Genomic DNA, 21,327 nt, shown 5'->3' with positions numbered 1-21,327 from the left:
CACCGATTACGAGCCGTTCCCCCGAACGGTCCCCTGCCCCGGTATCCTGCCCCCATGACGCGTCCCGTTCCTCTGCTGCTCCTGCTTGCTGGCCTGTTGTTCTTCTTCGCCCTTGGTAGCCATGAGCTGCAAGGCTCCACCGAAGCCCGCGTCGCCGGGATCGCGATGGCCATGCACCTGGACAACGACTGGGTGGTGCCACGGCTGTTTCGTGAGCCGTTCCTTGAAAAACCGCCCCTGAGCCTGTGGCTCGACGCCGGCGCGATCCGCTTGTTTGGCGGCACAACCTGGGCCGTGCGCCTGGCCTCAGCGTTTGCCGGGTTGTTCAGCGTGATGCTGCTCTACGGGATGCTGCGCCGGTTCGGACGACCGCAGATCCTGGCGTTCTGCGCGGCACTGATCCTGGCGACCATGGCCAGTTACTGGGGCAACGTGCGCGGCGTGGGTGAAGATGCGTTGCTCAGCCTGGGCGTGACTACCGCGCTGCTGGCGTTCTACCAGGCGATGCGACCGGCGTCCGAGCGCCAGGGCTCAACCACCTGGGCCTGGGCCCTGTTTACGGCCGGGATGGTGGTCGCCACCCTGAGTAAAGGCGTGCTGGGCCTGGCGATGCCGGGCATCGTGATCTTTGTGTACCTGGCGTGTACCAGTTGGATGGACAAACGCCTGCGCATCGGCGACTGGCTGCGACCGGCACTGTTTACCCTGCTGGCCTTGGTGCCGCTGCTGATCTGGCTGGGATTTCTGTTCCAGCGCGGCGGGATGCAGGCGGTGGGCGAAGTGCTGTGGACCAACAGCGTCGGGCGGTTCAGCGGTTCGTTTGTCGAAGCCGGGCATTACGAGCCGTTCTACTACTACATCGCCAAACTGCCCGAAGCCTTTTTGCCGTGGAATATCCTGGTGTACCTGGGGCTTTGGCACTTCCGCAAAAGCCTGGTACACAACCGCTACCTTCTGTTTTTCTGCGTCTGGCTGGTGGCGCAATTTACCCTGCTGACCCTGGCCTCCAGCAAGCGCACGGTGTACCTGATGGCGCTGACGCCAGCCGCCGCCGTACTGGCTGCGGAGTACGCGCGGGTACTGCTGCAATGGCTGAAAGATCACAAACCGGCGCTGTATGCGCCGCATAAAATCGTGATCGGCGGCGTGTTCACCCTGCTCATCGCCTGCTACCTGGGCGCGGCATTCTGGTTCGCGCCAAAAGCCGACAAAAAACAGTCGTTCGTGCCCGTAGTGAGTCAGATCCAGGCACTGCAGGCCGAAGGCAAAAAAGTCGCATTGTTCCGGCCCAACGAGCGCATCGACGGCGCCAGCATGTTCTATCTGCAGGCCTACTTGCCAATTCTGCAAACCGAGCCAGAACTGCGCAGTTACCTGGCCGCCGCCCCCGGCAACGTCGCGCTGCTGGATAACACGGACCAACTGACCGGCAAGGTCACGGTGATCAAAGAAATGGCAATCAGTCGCCAACCTTACTACTTCATCGAGCAGTAAGGCGGGCGCGGGGGATCAGTGCTTAGTGAGCTTGTCCAGGTAACCCATGGCGAACGCCGATACCACAAAGGTCATGTGGATGATCACGTACCACATCAAATGCTGCGGATCGACGTTCTTGGCGTCCATGAAGATGCGCAGCAGGTGGATGGAGGAAATCGCCACGATGGACGCGGCCACTTTCATCTTCAGCGACGAAGAGTCCATGGTCCCCAGCCAGTTGAGCTTTTCCTTGTTTTCATCGATGTCCAGCTGCGAGACGAAGTTCTCGTAGCCGGAGATCATCACCATCACCAGCAGGCCGCCGACCAGCGCCATGTCGATCAACGACAACAGCAGCAGGATCACTTCCGATTCGAGCATGCTGAAGATGCCGGGAACGACGTGAATGATTTCCTGGAAGAATTTCAGTGCCAGGATCAGCAGGCCCAGGGAGAGCCCCAGGTAGATCGGCGCCAGTAACCAGCGCGAGGCGTACATCGTATTTTCGATAAAGCGTTCCATTGAATCTCACACAGCTTGGCTAAAAATGGCGGCGAGTATACCAGCGGCTCCCGAACACCTGTAACCATGAGAAAACTGACCTGGGCGGCATCTGTAAGAGAATTTTTCTGCTAGTGTCGAGCCCATCAACTCGGCTCAAAGACGTCGGACAGGAAAACTCAAGATGATGGATGTGCGTTCCCCTTGGGCCAGCATCGGCCTGTGTGCGGCATTGCTGCTGGCCGGCGGCTGCTCTCCCAGCGATGAGAAAAAGCAGACCACCCTCGAAGAGAAAACCACGCAGTTCGAACAGTCGCTCGACAGTATCCAGGACCCCAAACTGCGTGACGCCATCGCCGACCTTGGCGGTTCCCTGCTGTTACTGGAACGGGCGCGGGTCAAGCTCGCCACCAAGCCTATCGAAGCCGAATACGGCGAAGACAGCCTGGCGCTGCTCAAGCACTACCCCACGCCCCAGGCGCTGGTCGACACCTATATCAACGGCCTGTTCGTACTGCGCAAGACCTCCCACTCCGACTACCTGACCGATCTGCAGCCGGTGTTCCCGTTCAACTTCAATATGCCCGACCAGTTCCCCTTCCCCCACGGCCTGGAATGGCAGTCGGTGACCTTGAGCAACAACAAAGTCATCCCCTTCCAACCGGAATGGTCGGAAACCGATCCCGGCATCCAGTTGAGCCCCAGCAGTTCCAACCTGACCAACCCCGATGACCTGACGGTGACCTACCCGTTCATCGACGGCATCGAGACGGAAAACAAAAGCCAGCCGCAGCCCGTCAGCCTCAAAGGCACGGTTGAGGTCATTGCACCGGGCAAGGTGCTGACGTTCGATTTGTCGAAACAAGACCTGGGCCACCCGCGCACCGAGGGCAATATCACCCTCAAGCTGCTGAGCCTGGAAAAAAACTACGCCGAGATCGAACTGACCAACCACGAACCGCTGGCAGCGCAAGCCGCCGACGAATCGCCGAACCCTTTGCTGGTCCAGGCGCGCGACAGTACCGGGCAATTCCTCACGCGCTCCGGCTCAATCAATGAAAGTACCGCGCAGGTGGCGTTCTACGAAAAACAACTGGCGCAGATGCAAAAGCAGAAAGCCTGGTCGGACACGCTTGAAAAACAACTGACGGACGAACAAAAAGCCTTCGAACACCAGCAAAACAGCCATTACGCCAAGGTCTACTTCAACGGCCTGATCGACACGCTGCAGGTCGACGTACTGGACTTTTCCACGGCCACGGTGACCCACAAGGACCTCGACCTGCCGGTGCTACGCTTCGACAAAAACAGTCTGCAGAAAACCGTACAAGCCTTGCCGATGGCGGTAACGGTGTATGACGACGGCGCTGCCAACTGGCTCAAAAACGCGACAATGACCGAGGACCAGCTAAAAAACAGCGTGACCATCAGCCAGTCCGTCGAAGATGCCAGCGCCGCGCATATCGTGTTTGACCACCCCTTTACCTTCAACGACGAACTGGCAGGTGCCGAACGCAACAGCAGCGAAGCCCCGGTGACGTTTTTCACGGCAGATGAAAAAGGCGCGCGCGGCGAGCCCATCGAGTTGCCGAGCGAAGCCTTCGAACTGAACCCGGCACGCGGCACCCTCACCTACGACCTCAACCTGTTCCCGGAGAACCCGGCGTTTGTGGTGGGCTCGATTCCGCTGTTCCTGGCCACCATCGACAAAGCCACGATCGACGTGGCCAAGCTACCCAAGGGCCTATCGCTCAAGGACAACGCGCTGATCATCGACCAGACGCAGTTCCCGTCCGACAGCTGGCGCTTCTATGCCAAGGACGCCAGCGGCAACTATCTCAAGGAAATTCTCGGGGTCAGCCACCGCGCCGAGGAATACGGCACGGCGTTGTTTGACGTGCATTACTTCTATGGCCAGCCGACCCTGCTGGAAAGCTACCAGCGCACCGACCTCGGCACCGTGCAGTACGGCTTCGAGGTCAAGCTGGACAAGCCCGAAAGCAAATGATTGGGGCTTACAGGGCCAGGCGTTCCTGCCCATTGTTGAGCAGTCGCAGGTGGGCCTGCACATGCAGGCACCAGATCGGCGGCTCGTCCGCCAGCTCGTAGCCGTGCTGTGTCAGGTTATCGACGATCGTTTGCAGAACGGTCTCGGCCACGAAAGGCCCATGAAACGGACCTTCGGACTTGACGGTGGAAGGCTGCTCGCCGGCCATTCCAGCGGCAAACAGCAACGTCCACATCCCGTTATCCCCCGCAAGAGGGCGAACGGAACATTCGATACGGGTGCCCAAGCCCAGGCACTGGCGGGTGAGGCAAAGGTTGCGCGGCATGGCGGCGACCCTCGGTAGATCAGTGTTCAGCCTCAAGCACGGCGAGACTGTCTCTATCCTGCGACTCCTGTGGATATCCCTAATGCTCAGAATAGAAGAAAACTGCGACAAACCAAGGTTGTAGGGACCAACGGGCGTTGGCCCCGAACCCGGAGTCAATTTTGTGGCGGGTTAACGCTTCAGCTCGGCTTGGTTTCCGCCAACGCCTGCTGCGCCAGTTCTTTCTCTGCTTCCTTCAAGTCTTCCTCGCTGATCATCTCGGCAATCGCACGCAAACGCTCTACCACACGCGCATTCACCGTGCCTTCGGGGAATTGCCCTTGCGCGTCCGGTTCACCGGCCGGCTCGCCGACCAACAGGCTCAACGCCTCATCCGCCTGGCGCACCGCATAGATATGGAATTGCCCGGCACGCACGGCCTGCAACACCTTCTCATCGAGCATCAGCGTCGCCACGTTGGCTTGCGGAATGATCGCGCCTTGTTCGCCGGTCAGACCGCGCGCTTCGCAGAGGCGGAAGAAGCCTTCGATCTTCTCGTTGACCCCGCCCACCGCCTGCACTTCACCAAACTGGTTGATCGAACCGGTGATGGCAAAGCACTGCTTGAGCGGGGTTTTCGACAAGGCCGAAATCAAAGTGCAGGCCTCGCCCAGGGATGCGCTGTCACCGTCCACGTAACCGTAGGACTGTTCCAACGCGATACTCGCAGAAATCGCCAGCGGGAATTCCTGGGCATAACGGCTGCCCAGGTAACCGGTGAGGATCATCACGCCCTTGGAGTGAATCGGCTGGCCGAGGTTAACCTCGCGCTCGATGTCGACGATACCGCTGCCGCCCGGGTACACCGTGGCGGAAATCCGCGCCGGCACGCCGAACGCCGAATCACCGACTTCCAGCACCGTCAGCCCGTTGCACTTACCGACCGCCGCACCGGCGGTGTCGATCAAGATCACCCCGGCGAGCATGTCGTCGAGAATCCGCGCCGACACTCGCCCGGTACGCGTAGCCTTGGCCTTCAGCGCGCGTTCGATGTGGCCGGCGTCGGTCATTTCGTCGCCCGCCAGGTGGCGAATGAAATCCGCCTCGCTGACCAGTTGGAACAAATCGCCAATGCGTGCCGACAAACGCCCCTGGTGTTCGGCCAGGCGTGCGCTGTAGGTAGCCAACCGCGCCACCGCGTCCGAGGTCAGCGGCGCCATGCCTTCTTCCGAGGTGCGGGTTTTCAGCAACTGCGCGAACTGCTCCAGGCTTTCGTCGACCATCGGGATGTCTTCGTCGAAATCCACCAGCACCCGGAACATTTCCTGGAAGTCTGGATCGGCGTCCTGCAAGGCGTAGTACAGCTGACGCGAACCGATGATGATCACCTTGACCTGCAACGGGATCATTTGCGGGTTGAGCGTCACGGTGGCCAGGCGGCCCAGTTCGCCCAGCGGCGATTCCATCTTCAGCTTGCGCGACTGCAGGGAACGCTTGAGGGCGTCCCACACAAACGGCTCGCTGAGCATTTTTTCGGCTTCGAGGATCAGGAACCCGCCGTTGGCCCGGTGCAAGGCGCCCGGACGCAACTGGCGATAGGTGGTGTAGAGCGCGCCCTGGTCAGTGCTGTATTCAATACGGCCGAACAGGTTGTCGTAGGTCGGGTGCGGTTCAAACACCACCGGTGCGCCGCCGCTGACCGGATGGCCGACCACCAGGCTCGGGCAGTACTGCTCTTCGAGCAGCTTGCGGGCCTGGGCGTCGGTCTTGGCGTCGTCCACCAATTGCTCGACCACGGTTTTCAGCAAGTACACCTGCATGGCTTGCAGGTAACCGCACACCGCAGCGTTCTCCGCGTACTTTTCCGACAACGGTGACAGCAATGGCTGGAGGGCCAGGGTGATGGTTTCTTCGTTGAAATGACGCAGTTGGTTGTTCGACTCACGCTTCCACTGCGGCAGGCTGGCCAACTCTTCGTTGAGGCGCTCTTCCAGTTCGGAAATATCGGTATGGAACCGTTCGCGATCGACTTCCGGCAGTTGCGAGAACTCGGCCTCGTCCAGCGCCTTGCCGTCGAGCATCGGGGTAAACGCGATGTTGGTACTGTCGCGGTACAGCGCCACGTCCTTTTCCAGGGCCAGGCGCTCGATCACGTCCAACGCCTTGTCGTAACGCTGGTTGAACGCGCGGTCGATGGCGCTTTTGCGTTGTTGATACGTCGGGTGTTCGAAGACGGCCGGGAAGGTCGCCACCAGGTTATCGACCAAGCCATTGATATCGGCGATGAACGCCGCACCGCCGCCTGCCGGAAGTTCCAGCGCGCGCGGTTCGCGGGGCTCATCGAAATTATTCACATAGACCCAGTCCGCCGGGGTCTGTAGGCGTTTGCCTTCGGCCTTCAGGTAACGTTTGACGAACGAAAAGCGACCGGTGCCCGGCTCGCCCATGACAAACACGTTGTAACCGGGGCGTGGCATGGCCACACCGAACTGCAAGGCTTCAACCGCACGTTCCTGGCCAAGCACACCGCGAAAGGGCTCCAAATCATTGGTGGTCGAGAAGCTGAACTGTTCAGCGGAGAAAGGACGAGTCAGCGCGTCAGGCGCTAGACGCAAGCTGGCAGCAACAGGATCAGGCATCGGGCTTCCTTACATCAGGCGGGGCAGATGGCGGCATTCTGGCTCTCCGTTGCGCGCTCTGGCAAGGCGAGCCTGAGGGAAAGCATAGACACGGCATGCGTCCTACAAAAAAAACACGACATCTCTGTTTGTTTTATAAAAAATCACGGAACCCCTGGAACCTGCCTAAACTCCAAACTGCGCGGGCTAGACTAATAACTGGCCCCTAAGGCGCTATGAAGTGCCTGACCCCTTGTCCATTGGTTTGCACACAAAGAGAACAAAGCTATGAAACGGATCCTTCTCGGTACTCTCTTCACCGTCGTTTCCCTCAATGCAATGGCTGAATCACCCGGTGGCCCGAACTGCGGTTGGGGCAACATGCTGTTCGACGGCCAGCGCGGTACTCCGGCGCACTTCCTGGCTTCCACCACCAACGGCACCTCGGGCAACGCCACTTTCGGCATGACCTCGGGCACCAACGGTTGCAGCACCAACAGCGCCCTGACCTACGGCGGCAAGTCGTGGATTGCCATGAATGGCATGATGAACGAGCTGTCCGAAGACATGGCCAAAGGCAATGGCGAAGCGCTGACCACCTACGCCGTGGTACTGGGCGTTGCACCTGAAGATCGCGAGCACTTCGCGGCTGTGACTCATGAGCACTTCCAGCAAATCTTCAGCAAGGCTGATGTGACCGCTGACGATGTGCACAACAACACCCTCGCTGTACTGAAAAGTGATGCGCGTCTGGCGAAGTACGCAACCCAGGCTTAAGCTCGACCTGCCCGCGCCCTCCACGGCGCGGGTTTTACTTTTGGACCCGCCTCCCCGTTTGGGTCTCACTTTTTCCGACTTAAGTTGCCCCTATGCTCAAACGCCTTGCCTCGATGGCACTCTTCGCCTGCGCCCCGCTGTACGCAGCGCCGCATCTTGATGATCAACGTTTGCAGCAATTGGCCAACGATCCGTTCTGGTTGTCCCTGGGCCATTACGAAGCCGGCAAAGTCAGTGGCTGGCGCAGCTATGTCAGCGACAAAAAATTCTTCCTCGCAGCCGACGGTGCTCACCACCCGGATGCGGAGCTCAAGGCCACCGTCGACGCGCTCTACGCGCCGGCCAGCCTGGGTGAAAAACACGCCCAATGCGTTTACCCCGCACGCACCCGCTGGCTCAAGGATCAGTTGCACCTGAACGACCTGCCCGCCGTGGACTGCAACGAATTCAAGCAATGGTTCAAGGACGTCGCGCCCCATAGCGCGGTGTTGATCTTCCCGGCGGCCTACCTCAACAGCCCCTCCTCGATGTTCGGCCACACCTTGCTGCGCATCGACCAGGCGGACGTGCAGAGCAACAACACCGCGCTGCTCAGCTATGCGATCAACTTCGGCGCGTATATCGAGGGCTCGGACAACAGCATCCTCTACGCCTGGAAAGGCCTGATGGGCGGCTACCCCGGCCTGTTCGCCCTGGTGCCTTACCAGGAAAAACTCTCGGAATACCGCAGCCTGGAAAACCGCGACCTGTGGGAATACCGCCTGAACCTGACCCAGGTCGAGACCGAACGCATGGTCGAGCATGTGTGGGAGCTCAAGCAGATCCAGTTCGACTACTTCTTCTTCGACGAAAACTGCTCCTACCGCCTGCTGGAATTGCTGCAAGTGGCCCGCCCCGGCCTGCGCCTGACCGAGCAATTCCCGCTCACCGCGATTCCGACTGACACGGTCAAGGCGGTGAAAGACGCCGGCCTGGTCGAAAAAATCGACTACCGGCCCTCCCGTGAACGCGAGTTGCTGGAACGTGCCAAGCCGCTGGACAGCAACGAGCAGCAATGGGTGCTGAACGTCAGCGACGACCAGAAACAACTGCAGGCACCCGCGTTCAAGGCCATCGCCAAGGATCGCCAGGCCCTGATCATCGACGCCGCCTACCGCCTCGGCCGCTACCGCGCCAATGGCCTGGAGCGCGACACCGAACGCTCCCAACGCAGCTTCGAACTGCTGCGTGCGATCAACCAGAACCCGGCGCCAGACCTTAAAGTTACCCCTCCTGGGTTGCCGGAAAACGGCCACGAATCGCGCACCTGGCAAGCCGGCATCGGCACCCGTGGCGACAAAGCCTTCGGTGAATACGGCCTGCGCATGGCCTACCACGACCTCAACGACAACGCCGAAGGCTTCCCCCTCGGCGCGCAGATCGAAATCCTGCAAATGAAACTGCGCCAGTACGAAGGCAATCACTGGCAATTGCAGCAATTGGACCTGGCCACTATCCGCTCACTGACCCCGCGCAACGCGCTGCTACAACCCTGGTCATGGCAAGTCACTGGTGGCCTGGAACGTGTGCCGGGCAAACACGACGACGAAACCCTGGTCGCCCACGTCAACGGCGGCGCCGGCGGCACCTGGCAACTGCGCGACGACATGCTCGGCTTCGCCCTCGGCACCGTGCGCGTGGAACACAACAACGACTTCAACGAAGCCATCTCCCCCGCCGCTGGTTTTAACACCGGCGTGCTGTGGAAAAACCCACTGGGCAACCTGAGCCTGGAAGCCAAGGGGGACTTCTTCACCAATGGCGAAGTGCGGCGCAGCATCAGCCTGAACCAGCAGTGGGAATTGTCGCGCAACCTCGGCCTGCGCCTGAGCGCCCAGCGCGAGTACAGCCACTTGGCGACACCGGTGAATGAGGTAATGCTTGAGATGAAGTGGTATCACTACTGACTAAAGCCCAACCACGATCAAAAATGTGGGAGGGGGCTTGCCCCCGATTGCGGTGGACCAGCTATAAATAGGCTGACCGACACGCCGCAATCGGGAGCAAGCTCCCTCCCACATTTTGTTAGCACTGCCCGCACCATCAGGAGTTCCCTCAACATGGCCGTTAACTGCACCACGCTTGAACAAGTCCGAAGCAACATCGACCGCCTCGACCAGCAAATCGTCGCCCTGCTGGCCGAACGCGGCCAGTACGTTTCCCAGGCGGCACGCTTCAAAAAAGACACCGACGGCGTCAAAGCGCCGCAGCGGGTCGAACAGGTGATCAGCAAAGTGCGCGACCTGTCCCACACAGTCGGCGCCAACCCAGACGTCACCGAACAGGTGTATCGCGCGATGATTGCGGCGTTTATCCAGCAGGAATTGGCTGAGCATGCTGCGCTGGCGAGCCACCAGACGACATAGCCCCCAACACCTTTCTCACCCCCCTTTCACATCCCCCCGACGAATCCCCTTCTAGACTTCCCCTATCAGCCGTGAAACGGCCAGGGAGCAAGCAATGTGGCGGTATGCAGTAATGCTGTGTGCGATGGTATGGCTGTCGGGTTGCCAATCGACCCACCAGGAGTTACTGGCCAAGGGCTACCCACCGGCGTTTGCCGATGGTTTCGATGACGGTTGCAGCAGCGGTCGCCAGGCGGCGGGAGTGATCACTGGGGAGTTTCGCAAGAATGTGCCGCGTTATCTGAAAGAGCGGGAATACGCCGAAGGCTGGGAAGATGGCTTTCGCCAGTGCAAGGCCATGCGCGAAAGCGAAGCGCTACGTGACTACAAAGACAGCCATTGGAACGACCGTGAGCGCGCCTGGCAGCAGGAGAAGGATCGCGACGCGGCCAAGGCTTATCGCTCGCGATAGGTCGCTTTCAGACATTCGTCGAAACTAAAGTGCGGCGAACATGGCCCAAACTCCATAGAGGGAGACTGTCATGAGCCGAGCTTTTGTAAATGAAGACAGCGCCGCCGCGCAGGCCGACACACCGGTCGAGCGTCAGGTCAGCGAGCAACCCAATCGCCTCACCGCGCGCGGGTTGGCGCAGTTGCAGGCCAAGGTCGCGCAGTTGCAGCATGAATACAGCGTCGAATCCGCCAAGGGCGAACAGGCCGACAAACAGCGCCAGGCAGACCTTGAGCGGGATTTGCGTTACTTCAACCAGCGGGTGCAGAGCGCCCAGGTGGTGGCGCCCGCCGTTTCCACCGACCAGGTGCAGATCGGCAGTTGGGTGACCTTCGCCAATGAGCAGGACGAGCAGCAGCGCATTCAGTTGGTCGGCGAAGACCAGGCCGATGCCGGCGCGGGCCTGATCAACTGGGGTTCACCCCTGGGTCGGGCGCTGCTCGGAGCACGGGTGGGCGACGAGGTGCTGTGGCAGCGCCCCGTCGGCGACCAGGTGATCGACGTGCTGCGTATCGAGGCCGAGGCCTAGACGATACCTTGGGCCAGCATCGCGTCGGCGACTTTGACGAAGCCCGCGATATTGGCGCCCTTCACGTAGTTGACCCGGCCGTTCTCCTCACCGTAATGCACGCACGCATGATGGATCGACTGCATGATGTTGTGCAGTTTGCTGTCCACCTCCCCGGCGGTCCACAGCAGGCGCATGGCGTTCTGCGACATTTCCAGGCCACTCACCGCCACGCCGCCGGCGTTGGACGCCTTGCCCGGGGCGAACAGAATGCCCGCGTCGATAAAGATATCCACAGCCTCCAGGGTGGTCGGCATGTTGGCGCCTTCGGCCACGCAGATGCAACCGTTGCGCAACAGGGTGCGGGCAGCGTCGGCGTCGAGTTCGTTCTGGGTGGCGCACGGCAGCGCGATATCGCACGCCAGCTCCCACGGGGTTTTACCGGCGCGGAACTCCAGGCCGTAACGCGCTGCCAGTTCGCTGATGCGACCGCGCTGGACGTTTTTCAACTCCAGCAGCGCCGACCATTGCGCCTCGGTCAAACCGCTTTCGGCATACAGGGTGCCTTCGGAGTCGGACAGCGAAATCACCTTGCCGCCCAAATCCATGACCTTGCGCGCAGCGTATTGCGCCACGTTGCCGGAGCCGGAGACCGCCACGCGCTTGCCTTCAACCCGCAGGCCATCGCGCTTGAGCATTTCTTCAGCGAAGTACACACAGCCAAAACCGGTGGCTTCGGGGCGGATCAAGCTGCCGCCGTAGGTCATGCCCTTACCGGTCAGCACCGAGGTGAACTGGTTGCTCAGGCGTTTGTACTGGCCGAACAGGAAGCCGATCTCGCGGGCGCCCACCCCGATATCGCCGGCGGGTACGTCCACGTCCGCGCCGATATGGCGGTACAACTCACTCATGAATGCCTGGCAGAAGCGCATCACTTCGGCGTCGCTCTTGCCCTTGGGGTCAAAGTCCGAGCCGCCTTTGCCGCCGCCCATGGGCAGCGAGGTCAGGGAGTTTTTGAAGGTCTGTTCAAAGGCGAGGAATTTCAGCACACCCAGGTTGACCGACGGGTGAAAGCGCAGACCGCCCTTGTAGGGGCCGATGGCGCTGTTCATCTGGATACGGAAACCGCGATTGACCTGCACCTTGCCGTGATCATCGACCCACGACACCCGGAAAGTAATCGCACGTTCCGGCTCGCAGATGCGCTCCAGAATGCCCGAGGTCAGGTAGTGGGGGTTGGCTTCAAGAAACGACCACAGGCTGCGTAGGACTTCTTCTACGGCCTGGTGGAATTCCGGCTGGTCGGGGTCGCGTTTCTTGAGACGGGCGAGGAAGGATTCAACGGATTCGATCATGAAAAGTCTCGGCAAATTTATTGTCGTTAAGGGCGATTGAGCCGGACTTTATCAATTCATTTCGCACCGCGACAGGGCAAAATGTCGCTTTTGTGAATTTAAATGGTGCATTGGATATAAATAAACCTGAAAAACAGGCATTTATCGCACTTAAAAAGGGATTTCAAAACAGCGTCATGCACCAACTGAAAAACTGCTATCGGGGGCAAGTCGAATCGTCGCGCCGCCCCTCTCACATTTGATCGATGTTCGGCAGAAATTAATGGGCAAAAAAAACGGAGCCCGAAGGCTCCGCTTTTTCCAAACCGACCCAAATCAGGCCAATTTTTTGTGCCGTACACGGTGCGGCTGGGCAGCGGCTTCGCCCAAGCGTTTCTTGCGATCCGCTTCGTACTCGGTGTAGTTACCTTCGAAGAACACCGCCTGGGAGTCGTCTTCATACGCCAGGATGTGGGTCGCGACGCGGTCAAGGAACCACCGATCGTGAGAGATCACAATGGCGGCGCCCGGGAAGTCCAGCAAGGCCTCTTCCAGGGAACGTAGGGTTTCAACGTCGAGGTCGTTGGACGGTTCGTCGAGCAGCAGCACGTTGCCGCCCTCTTTCAGGGTCAGGGCCAGGTGCAAGCGACCGCGTTCACCACCGGACAGGTCCTTGACGAACTTCTGCTGGTCGCCACCCTTGAAGTTGAAACGGCCGACGTAGGTGCGCGACGGGATTTCATAGTTGCCGATGCGGATCTGGTCGGAACCGTCGGAAATCTGCTGAAACACCGTTTTGCTGCCGTCGAGGTCTTCGCGGCTCTGGTCGACGCAGGCCAGTTGCACGGTTTCACCGACTTCGATGGTGCCGGAGTCCGGGGTTTCCTTGCCCATCAGCATGCGGAACAGTGTGGATTTACCCGCACCGTTACCGCCGATAACGCCGACGATTGCACCTTTTGGCATCGAGAACGACAGGTTATCGATCAGTACGCGATCGCCGTAGCCTTTGGAAACGTTCTTGAATTCGATGACCTTGTCACCCAGGCGCGGACCGGCCGGGATGTAGATCTCGTTGGTTTCGCTGCGTTTCTGGAATTCCTGCGACTGCATTTCTTCAAAGCGTTGCAGGCGGGCCTTGGATTTGGACTGGCGGGCCTTGGCGCCTTTGCGCACCCACTCCAGTTCTTCCTTCATGGCTTTTTCATGGGCCGACTGCTGCTTGGATTCGGCGGCCAGACGGTCGGACTTGGCTTCGAGCCAACCGGAGTAGTTACCCTCGTAGGGGATACCGGCACCACGGTCGAGTTCGAGAATCCAGCCGGCAACGTTGTCCAGGAAGTACCGGTCGTGCGTGATCGCAACCACGGTGCCCGGGAAATCGTGAAGGAAATGTTCCAGCCAGGCGACAGAATCGGCGTCCAAGTGGTTGGTCGGTTCGTCGAGCAGCAGCATGTCGGGGGCCGACAGCAGCAGGCGGCACAGGGCCACACGGCGCTTCTCACCACCGGACAGGAATTCGATCTTGGCGTCCCACGCAGGCAGGCGCAGCGCATCGGCGGCGACTTCCAGCTGGCGCTCCAGGTTGTGACCGTCGCCGGCCTGCAGGATCGCTTCGAGCTTGGCCTGTTCGGCAGCCAGTTTGTCGAAGTCGGCGTCCGGTTCGGCGTAGGCGGCGTAGACCTCGTCCAGGCGGGCCTGAGCGTTCTTGATCACGCTGACGGCTTCCTCGACCACTTCACGCACGGTCTTGGTCGGGTCCAGGATCGGCTCCTGTGGCAGGTAGCCAATGTTCAGTTCGGGCATCGGGCGAGCTTCGCCCTCGAACTCGGTGTCGACGCCGGCCATGATTTTCAGCAGGGTGGATTTACCCGAACCGTTGAGGCCGAGCACGCCGATCTTGGCGCCAGGGAAGAAGGACAGCGAAATATTTTTCAGGATTTCCCGCTTCGGCGGAACAACTTTTCCCAGCCGATGCATGGTGAAGACGTATTGAGCCATGGTGAACCTAGCGTCAGTGACTGATGAATTGAGCGGGCGAAGCCCGTGCCAGGCCATGCGCCGCGCGGGCCGTTGACCGTGGTCAATGCCTGCGAGCGGAAAAAGCCTGATTGTCTGGGGCTGGAACGCCCCCGCGTAACCGGCAAAGCTACCTGAATGCGCCAAGGCAGTCCAGCCAGGCGGGACTGGCACTTTGCCACAAGTCAAGGCATGCTAGCCGCCCTTCGGGCGCCCGGCTTATAGTGCATGTCGCGCGCCAGTCCAGCCAAACCGCAGGATCACAGCTTGTCCAAAGTCACGCCGCCCACTCCCCTGCGCGCCGCTCATATAGCGCCGGGAGCGCCCCTGCACGGCACCCTCAAAGGCGCATTGGCGACGCTCGTCCTCATGTTGCTCGCGCTATTGTTCTGGCAATTGCTCGACCAACTGCAGCAGAACCAGAAAAACCAGCAGCAATACACCATCGACTACAGTGCCGACCTGGCGGAGCAAATCAGCCTGAACATGGGCCTGAGCGCACAGATCGCCCTGAATCTGCTGCCGATGGTCGAGCCGCCGCGCAATGACGAACAGCAACAGGCCTTGATGCGCACCTTGCAGCGCTCCCTACCGGAACTGCGCAGCTTCGCACTGCTCGCCCCCAGCGGCGCAATGATCCGTGACACGGCCAACGACAGCCAGGACCGCGACTTGCTCGAGGAACTGGTCAAGCGCAGCCATTCCCAGCCCTACTACCTGAGCAACGACAACGACGGCACCGTCATCTATCTGTTGCTGCATCAGCCCAGTGGCGATTCGAAAATGTACTGGGCACTGCGCCTGGCGCCGAACTACCTGGCCAGCCTGACCCGCCAGGACGGCCAAGGCCAGCGGCCGATGTGGGCCATCGAGAATAGCCTGAACCACCGCGTAGTCAGCCGTGACAGCGGCATGTCGACACACTGGGCCGCCGCCCTGACCCCGGACGAACTGAATAAAAGCGTACTGGTCACGCCCCTGAGCAAAAGCGACTGGCAACTGCGCGGCCTCTTCGACCGTAACGCCGTCCTGGAACAACTGCTGCCGGCGTTTATCGGCAAGTGCCTGCTGGGCCTTGCCTTCTCGTTGGTCCCGGCGATCGTGCTGTTGAATATGCGCCGCCGTCAGCGCCAGGTGAACGAAGGCCGGCGGCGCTATCAGGATATTTTCGAAGGCACCGGCGTGGCCCTGTGCGTGCTTGACCTGTCGGAGCTCAATGCGTTCTTCGACAAGGCCAAGATCCACACAAGCGAGCAATTGCACGAGTGGCTGCAGGGCAACCCCGAAGCGCGGCGCCAGTTGCTCAGGGAACTGCGCGTCACCGAGGTCAACCAGGTGGCGGTGCGCCTGTTAAACGTCAGCTCGTGCGAGCAAGCCTGGGAACGCCTGATCGACGATTGCCCGCGCAACGCCACGGCCATCGGCTATCAGGTGCTCGAGGCGGTGCTGACCCAACAGAGCCAGTTGGAGCTGGAAATCCAGCTCAACGACGTCGCCGGCAACCTCCAATACTTGTGGCTGGTGATGCGCCTGCCGGAACAGCGCGACGACTTCAAGGCGGTGATCCTCAGCATCAGCGACATCACCAGCCGCAAGCTGGTCGAACTGTCGCTGGTGGAGCGCGAGAGTTTCTGGTCGGACGTGGTGCGCACCGTGCCTGATCACCTGTATGTGCAGGATGTGATCAGCCAACGGATGATTTTCAGCAACCACCACCTGGGCCACACCCTCGGCTACAACAAGGCCGAATTGGAGCAAATGGGCGAGTACTTCTGGGAAATCCTGCTGCACCCCGAAGACGCCGAGCATTACCATGACTTGCGCCAGCAGCAGCGCCAGGCCGGCTATTCGAGCCAACTGCACTGCCAGTTACGCTTTCGCCACCGCAATAACCAATGGCGCCGCTTCGATATCCGCGAGCAAGCCCTGGCCGGGGACAAGACCGCGCAGGTCACGCGCATCATCGGCGTGGCCAAGGACATTACCGATCAGATTGAAGCCAGCGAATCCCTGCGGGACAGCGAACAGCGCTACCGCATGCTGGCCGAAAGCATCAGCGACGTGATCTGCTCCACCGACAGCCGGCTCGCCCTCAACTACATCAGCCCCTCGGTCAGCGCCGTGCTGGGGTATGACGTGGACTGGGTGTTCAAGAATGGATGGCAGTCGATCATCGCCAATCCTCAGCAATTGGCCGGCATCTACAGCCTGGTCGAGCAAGTCAGCCGGGCCTTGGGCGACGTGCAGGCGCTGGCCAAGTTGCGTGATGACATCCATACCCAACTGTTCCTGTTCGACTGCCTGCGCGCCGACGGGCGCAAAGTACCGATCGAGTTGCGCCTGGTGTTGGTGTGGGACGAGCACGGCGCCTTCGAGGGCATCCTCGGCGTGGGTCGCGATATCAGCCAGCAGCGCCGCGCCGAGAAAGACCTGCGCATGGCCGCCACGGTATTCGAGCACTCCACGTCGGCGATCCTGATCACCGACCCGGCGGGCTATATCGTGCAGGCCAACGAGGCGTTCAGCCGCGTCAGTGGCTACGCCGTAGCGGACGTGCTCGACCAGTTGCCGAACATACTCACCGTCGACGAGCAACAGGAAGCCCACCTGCGCTACGTGCTCAAGCAGTTGCACCAGCACAGCACCTGGGAAGGCGAAGTGTGGCTCAAGCGCCGTAATGGCGAGCATTACCCGGCCTGGGTCGGCATTACCGCCGTGTTCGACGATGAAGGCGACCTGGCCAGCTATGTCTGCTTTTTCAGCGATATCAGCGAGCGCAAGGCCAGCGAACAGCGCATCCACCGCCTGGCCTATTACGACGCCCTGACCCACCTGCCCAACCGCACGCTGTTCCAGGACCGTCTGCACACCGCGCTGCAGTCGGCCGAACGGCAGAAGTCGTGGGTGGTGCTGATGTTCCTCGACCTCGACCGCTTCAAACCGATCAACGACTCCCTGGGCCACGCCGCCGGCGACCGCATGCTCAAGGAAATGGCCACCCGCCTGCTCGGCTGCGTGGCCGAAGACGACACCGTGGCGCGCATGGGCGGTGACGAGTTCACCCTGCTCCTGCAGCCGCGAGCCAGCCGCGAACTGGCGCTGAACCGCGCGATTAACGTGGCCGAGCAAATCCTCGCCAGCCTGGTCAAACCCTTCGTGCTGGAAGGCCGCGAGTTCTTCGTCACCGCGAGTATCGGCATCGCCCTCAGCCCGCAGGACGGCAACGAGCTGAGCCAGTTGATGAAAAACGCCGACACCGCGATGTATCACGCCAAGGAACGCGGCAAGAACAACTTCCAGTTCTACCAGGCCGACATGAACGCCAGCGCCCTGGAGCGGCTGGAGTTGGAAAGCGATCTGCGCCATGCCCTGGAGCAGAACGAATTCGTGCTCTATTACCAGCCGCAATTCAGCGGCGACGGCAAACGCCTGACCGGCGCCGAAGCCCTGCTGCGCTGGCGCCACCCGCGTCGTGGCCTGGTGCCGCCGGGGGACTTTATTCCGGTGCTCGAAGAGCTGGGCCTGGTGGTGGACGTGGGCGACTGGGTGATCAGCGAAGCCTGCCGTCAGCTCAAGATCTGGCACGAGAACAAAGTGCGGGTGCCGAAAGTCTCGGTGAACATCTCGGCGCGGCAGTTCTCCGACGGTCAGTTGGGTGAGCGTATCGCCACCATCCTCAAGGACACCGGCCTGCCGCCGGCGTGCCTGGAGCTGGAGCTGACCGAAAGTATCCTGATGCGCGAAGTCAACGAAGCCCTGCAGATCCTCGCCAGCCTGAAAAACCTTGGCCTGAGCATCGCGGTGGACGACTTCGGCACCGGCTATTCGTCGCTCAACTACCTCAAGCAATTCCCCATCGACGTGCTCAAGATCGACCGCTCCTTCGTCGACGGCCTGCCGTCCGGCGAGCAGGATGCGCAAATCGCCCGAGCGATCATTGCCATGGCCCACAGCCTCAACCTGGCGGTGATCGCCGAGGGCGTGGAGACCCATGAACAGCTGGACTTCCTGCGCGAGCATGGCTGCGATGAGGTGCAAGGTTACTTGTTCGGGCGGCCGATGCCGCCGAATCGGTTCGCGGCGCAGTTCAGTAACGACGCACTGTTCATGTTCGACTGAAGATCTGCGGTGAAGCCGCCGGCCTCATCGGGGGCAAGCCCCCTCCCACATTTTGATGTGTGAACACGTTCAAGTGTGGGAGGGGGCTTGCCCCCGATGGCGCCGGTACAGTCACCGCCCGTTCCCAGATGAAAGCCACTTGTCCGCGACATGACGCCCTTTCATATGCCATCTAAAACCCGTTGGGTTAGAATGCCTTCCTTTTCTGCCCCCCGATCCTTGAGGACCGCCATGTTCAGCCGTGATTTGACTATTGCCAAGTACGACGCCGATCTCTTCGCCGCCATGGAGCAAGAAGCCGTGCGCCAGGAAGAGCACATCGAGCTGATCGCTTCGGAAAACTACACCAGCCCTGCGGTCATGGAGGCTCAAGGTTCGGTTCTGACCAACAAGTACGCCGAAGGCTACCCAGGCAAGCGCTACTACGGCGGCTGCGAATACGTCGACGTGGTTGAGCAACTGGCCATCGACCGCGCCAAGCAACTGTTCGGCGCCGATTACGCCAACGTCCAGCCACACGCCGGCTCCCAAGCCAACAGCGCCGTGTACCTGGCCCTGCTGCAAGGCGGCGACACCATCCTGGGCATGAGCCTGGCCCACGGCGGTCACCTGACCCACGGTGCCAGCGTTTCTTCCTCCGGCAAGCTGTACAACGCCGTTCAATACGGTATCGATGCCAACGGCCTGATCGACTACGACGAAGTCGAGCGCCTGGCGGTCGAGCACAAGCCGAAAATGATCGTGGCCGGTTTCTCTGCCTACTCGCAGATCCTCGACTTCCCACGTTTCCGCGCAATCGCCGACAAAGTGGGCGCGTACCTGTTCGTCGACATGGCCCACGTGGCCGGTCTGGTCGCTGCTGGCGTCTACCCGAACCCGGTTCCGTTCGCTGACGTCGTCACCACCACCACGCACAAAACCCTGCGCGGTCCACGTGGCGGCCTGATCCTGGCTCGCGCCAACGCCGAGATCGAGAAGAAGCTCAACTCCGCGGTATTCCCAGGTTCCCAAGGCGGCCCGCTGGAGCACGTGATCGCCGCCAAAGCGATCTGCTTCAAAGAAGCCCTGCAGCCTGAGTTCAAGACTTACCAGCAACAAGTGGTGAAAAACGCCAAGGCCATGGCTGACGTGTTTATCGCACGCGGTTTTGACGTGGTGTCCGGCGGGACTGAAAACCACCTGTTCCTGCTGTCGCTGATCAAGCAGGACATCTCCGGTAAAGATGCTGACGCGGCCCTGGGCAAAGCCTTCATCACCGTGAACAAAAACTCCGTGCCGAACGATCCACGTTCGCCGTTCGTCACCTCGGGCCTGCGTTTCGGCACCCCGGCCGTGACCACTCGCGGCTTCAAGGAAGCAGAGTGCAAGGAACTGGCCGGCTGGATCTGCGACATCCTGGCTGACCTGAACAACGACGCCGTGATCGATGCGGTGCGTGAGAAGGTCAAGGCCATCTGCAAAAAGCTGCCGGTGTACGGCGCTTGATTGCAGTTGCTTGACTAAGAAGCCCGGCTCTTGAGCCGGGCTTTTTTATGCCAATCAGGATTTGGAATGCAACCCAATGTGGGAGGGGGCTTGCCCCCGATAGCAGTGTGTCAGCCACTTATATGTTTGCTGACCCACCGCCATCGGGGGCAAGCCCCCTCCCACATTTTTGATCGCATTTCAGATCAGAGTTGGTGGACCTTCGCAAAGCCCTCGCGAATCTTGTCTTCCGGCAACTCGTCGGCAATAAACACAATCACACTCTCCCGCGCTTCGCCCTCGGCCCATTCGGTGTCCCAATCGAAGCCGTACAGTTTCAGCACGCCCTGAAACACCATGCGCCGATCGTCTCCGGCGATGTTCAATACGCCCTTGTAGCGCAGCAGTTGCTTGCCGTGGTCTTCCAGCAGTTCGTTCATGAACTCGCTGAGGCGGTCGATATCCAGCGGCTGCTCGGTGCGCAGCACCAGGCTGGAGATACGGTCGATGGACGGCGCGGCGCTGACCGGGCGCAGGTTCATGCCGGCGTTGAGGTTGAAGCCGCGCACATCGAGCAATTCGGCCAGGTCGATGGCGCCGTGGTCGACCACGCGAATCGGCGCGCGGCGGTTGATGCGGGTCAGGCGCTGGCTGAGGGCGTCGAAGGTTGCGTCGTCCACCAGGTCGCGCTTGCTCACCAGCAGGCGGTCGGCAAACCCGATCTGCGCCTGGGCGATGGTTTGGCTCAGGTGGTGCTCGGCGTGGGCCGCGTCCACCAGGGTGATGATGCCGTCGAGGATGTAGCGCTCGCGCAGCTCTTCATCGATGAAAAAGGTCTGGGCCACGGGGGCAGGGTCGGCCAGACCGGTGCATTCGATCACCAGGCGGTCGAAGGCGATCTCGCCGCTGTCCAGACGCTCCAGCAGCAGGTACAGGGCTTTGCTCAGGTCGGTGTGGAGGGTGCAGCACACGCAGCCGTTGGACAGGGTCATGACTTGCACTGGCTCGGCGCCCAATAGCTGGGTATCGATACCGGCGTCGCTGAATTCGTTTTCGATCACGGCGATTTTCAAGCCGTGCTCGGCTTTGAGCAGGTGGCGCAGCAACGTGGTCTTGCCGGCGCCGAGGAAGCCACTAAGGACGGTGACGGGGATGGGAGAGGACAAAGAAATTCTCCTTGAAGGAACACAGAAACAAATGTGGGAGGGGGCTTGCCCCCGATAGCAGTGTGTCAGGCACTGGTATGTCACTGACACATCGCTATCGGGAGCAAGCCCCCTCCCACAGTAGATCACCGCCGGCCC

General features: G+C 60.7%; 15 protein-coding genes. 9 read left to right on the top strand and 6 right to left on the bottom strand.

The features are described 5' to 3' along the window. The first annotated feature begins 54 nt into the window (after window positions 1-54). The gene (locus tag ACP7CJ_RS14120; protein ID WP_276194950.1) at window positions 55-1,494 is read left to right on the top strand and encodes an ArnT family glycosyltransferase; all 1,440 of its coding nucleotides are present in this window, start codon (window positions 55-57) and stop codon (window positions 1,492-1,494) included. Window positions 1,495-1,509: 15 nt separating this feature from the next. On the opposite strand, the gene ACP7CJ_RS14115 is transcribed toward ACP7CJ_RS14120, so the two are convergent. Then, on the bottom strand, window positions 1,510-1,998 hold the full coding sequence (locus tag ACP7CJ_RS14115; protein ID WP_276194951.1) for a TIGR00645 family protein: 489 nt from the start codon (window positions 1,996-1,998) through the stop codon (window positions 1,510-1,512). A 163-nt stretch (window positions 1,999-2,161) separates the two neighbouring features. On the opposite strand from ACP7CJ_RS14115, the gene ACP7CJ_RS14110 reads away from it, so the two are divergent. Further along, window positions 2,162-3,985: a hypothetical protein gene (locus ACP7CJ_RS14110; protein ID WP_426100612.1), complete on the top strand. Its 1,824-nt coding sequence runs from the start codon at window positions 2,162-2,164 to the stop codon at window positions 3,983-3,985. A gap of 7 nt (window positions 3,986-3,992) precedes the next feature. Here ACP7CJ_RS14110 and ACP7CJ_RS14105 read toward each other — a convergent pair whose 3' ends face one another. Beyond that, complete coding sequence (locus ACP7CJ_RS14105) at window positions 3,993-4,310, bottom strand: hypothetical protein (RefSeq protein WP_276194953.1); 318 nt, start codon at window positions 4,308-4,310, stop codon at window positions 3,993-3,995. Window positions 4,311-4,489: 179 nt separating this feature from the next. Beyond that, a complete protein-coding gene (locus ACP7CJ_RS14100) occupies window positions 4,490-6,928 on the bottom strand; it encodes a Lon protease family protein (protein WP_276194954.1) in 2,439 nt (812 codons plus the stop codon). 267 nt (window positions 6,929-7,195) lie between these two features. Between ACP7CJ_RS14100 and ACP7CJ_RS14095 the strand changes: the two genes are divergently transcribed. The 5 genes from ACP7CJ_RS14095 to ACP7CJ_RS14075 all read left to right on the top strand — a co-directional run bounded on the left by ACP7CJ_RS14095 (window position 7,196) and on the right by ACP7CJ_RS14075 (window position 11,108). After that, window positions 7,196-7,684 (top strand): DUF3015 domain-containing protein, encoded by a 489-nt coding sequence (locus ACP7CJ_RS14095; RefSeq protein ID WP_276194955.1) that lies wholly within the window; start codon window positions 7,196-7,198, stop codon window positions 7,682-7,684. Between the two features lie 92 nt (window positions 7,685-7,776). Next, on the top strand, window positions 7,777-9,630 hold the full coding sequence (locus tag ACP7CJ_RS14090) for a DUF4105 domain-containing protein (RefSeq protein WP_276194956.1): 1,854 nt from the start codon (window positions 7,777-7,779) through the stop codon (window positions 9,628-9,630). A gap of 153 nt (window positions 9,631-9,783) precedes the next feature. Beyond that, entirely contained in the window at window positions 9,784-10,089 is a 306-nt protein-coding gene (locus ACP7CJ_RS14085; RefSeq protein ID WP_426100610.1) for a chorismate mutase, read from the top strand. A 94-nt stretch (window positions 10,090-10,183) separates the two neighbouring features. After that, window positions 10,184-10,540: a hypothetical protein gene (locus tag ACP7CJ_RS14080; RefSeq protein ID WP_276194957.1), complete on the top strand. Its 357-nt coding sequence runs from the start codon at window positions 10,184-10,186 to the stop codon at window positions 10,538-10,540. Between the two features lie 70 nt (window positions 10,541-10,610). Beyond that, window positions 10,611-11,108, top strand: coding sequence for a GreA/GreB family elongation factor (locus tag ACP7CJ_RS14075; RefSeq protein WP_247397071.1), 498 nt, complete (start codon window positions 10,611-10,613; stop codon window positions 11,106-11,108). Here ACP7CJ_RS14075 and gdhA read toward each other — a convergent pair. Further along, window positions 11,105-12,442: an NADP-specific glutamate dehydrogenase gene (gene gdhA, locus ACP7CJ_RS14070; protein ID WP_426100608.1), complete on the bottom strand. Its 1,338-nt coding sequence runs from the start codon at window positions 12,440-12,442 to the stop codon at window positions 11,105-11,107. The genes ACP7CJ_RS14075 and gdhA overlap by 4 nt on opposite strands. Before the next feature lie 315 nt (window positions 12,443-12,757). Further along, the gene (gene ettA, locus ACP7CJ_RS14065; RefSeq protein WP_276194959.1) at window positions 12,758-14,422 is read right to left on the bottom strand and encodes an energy-dependent translational throttle protein EttA; all 1,665 of its coding nucleotides are present in this window, start codon (window positions 14,420-14,422) and stop codon (window positions 12,758-12,760) included. A gap of 285 nt (window positions 14,423-14,707) precedes the next feature. Here ettA and ACP7CJ_RS14060 point away from each other — a divergent pair, with 285 nt between their 5' ends. Together ACP7CJ_RS14060 and glyA are read left to right on the top strand one after the other, a co-directional pair. After that, window positions 14,708-18,559: an EAL domain-containing protein gene (locus tag ACP7CJ_RS14060; RefSeq protein ID WP_426100606.1), complete on the top strand. Its 3,852-nt coding sequence runs from the start codon at window positions 14,708-14,710 to the stop codon at window positions 18,557-18,559. A 231-nt stretch (window positions 18,560-18,790) separates the two neighbouring features. Continuing rightward, window positions 18,791-20,044, top strand: a complete 1,254-nt coding sequence (glyA, locus tag ACP7CJ_RS14055; RefSeq protein ID WP_426100604.1) for a serine hydroxymethyltransferase — start codon at window positions 18,791-18,793, stop codon at window positions 20,042-20,044. Window positions 20,045-20,229: 185 nt separating this feature from the next. Here the strand turns inward: glyA and yjiA are convergent, their stop codons facing one another. Further along, a complete protein-coding gene (yjiA, locus tag ACP7CJ_RS14050; protein WP_426100602.1) occupies window positions 20,230-21,189 on the bottom strand; it encodes a GTPase in 960 nt (319 codons plus the stop codon). Between the last annotated feature and the right edge of the window lie 138 nt (window positions 21,190-21,327).

The sequence above is a fragment of the Pseudomonas sp. PSPC3-2 genome (assembly GCF_049897085.1).
In the GTDB taxonomy this organism is placed as follows: domain Bacteria; phylum Pseudomonadota; class Gammaproteobacteria; order Pseudomonadales; family Pseudomonadaceae; genus Aquipseudomonas; species Aquipseudomonas paraveronii.
The sequence above is the reverse complement of the archived record's forward strand: the minus strand, read 5'-3'. Positions and strand labels throughout refer to the sequence as shown.

Coding starts and splice junctions, on each gene's coding strand:
- ACP7CJ_RS14120 (WP_276194950.1), top strand. CDS start 55: ATGACGCGTCCCGTTCCTCTGCTGCTCCTGCTTGCTGGCCTGTTGTTC.
- ACP7CJ_RS14115 (WP_276194951.1), bottom strand. CDS start 1,998: ATGGAACGCTTTATCGAAAATACGATGTACGCCTCGCGCTGGTTACTG.
- ACP7CJ_RS14110 (WP_426100612.1), top strand. CDS start 2,162: ATGATGGATGTGCGTTCCCCTTGGGCCAGCATCGGCCTGTGTGCGGCA.
- ACP7CJ_RS14105 (WP_276194953.1), bottom strand. CDS start 4,310: ATGCCGCGCAACCTTTGCCTCACCCGCCAGTGCCTGGGCTTGGGCACC.
- ACP7CJ_RS14100 (WP_276194954.1), bottom strand. CDS start 6,928: ATGCCTGATCCTGTTGCTGCCAGCTTGCGTCTAGCGCCTGACGCGCTG.
- ACP7CJ_RS14095 (WP_276194955.1), top strand. CDS start 7,196: ATGAAACGGATCCTTCTCGGTACTCTCTTCACCGTCGTTTCCCTCAAT.
- ACP7CJ_RS14090 (WP_276194956.1), top strand. CDS start 7,777: ATGCTCAAACGCCTTGCCTCGATGGCACTCTTCGCCTGCGCCCCGCTG.
- ACP7CJ_RS14085 (WP_426100610.1), top strand. CDS start 9,784: ATGGCCGTTAACTGCACCACGCTTGAACAAGTCCGAAGCAACATCGAC.
- ACP7CJ_RS14080 (WP_276194957.1), top strand. CDS start 10,184: ATGTGGCGGTATGCAGTAATGCTGTGTGCGATGGTATGGCTGTCGGGT.
- ACP7CJ_RS14075 (WP_247397071.1), top strand. CDS start 10,611: ATGAGCCGAGCTTTTGTAAATGAAGACAGCGCCGCCGCGCAGGCCGAC.
- gdhA (WP_426100608.1), bottom strand. CDS start 12,442: ATGATCGAATCCGTTGAATCCTTCCTCGCCCGTCTCAAGAAACGCGAC.
- ettA (WP_276194959.1), bottom strand. CDS start 14,422: ATGGCTCAATACGTCTTCACCATGCATCGGCTGGGAAAAGTTGTTCCG.
- glyA (WP_426100604.1), top strand. CDS start 18,791: ATGTTCAGCCGTGATTTGACTATTGCCAAGTACGACGCCGATCTCTTC.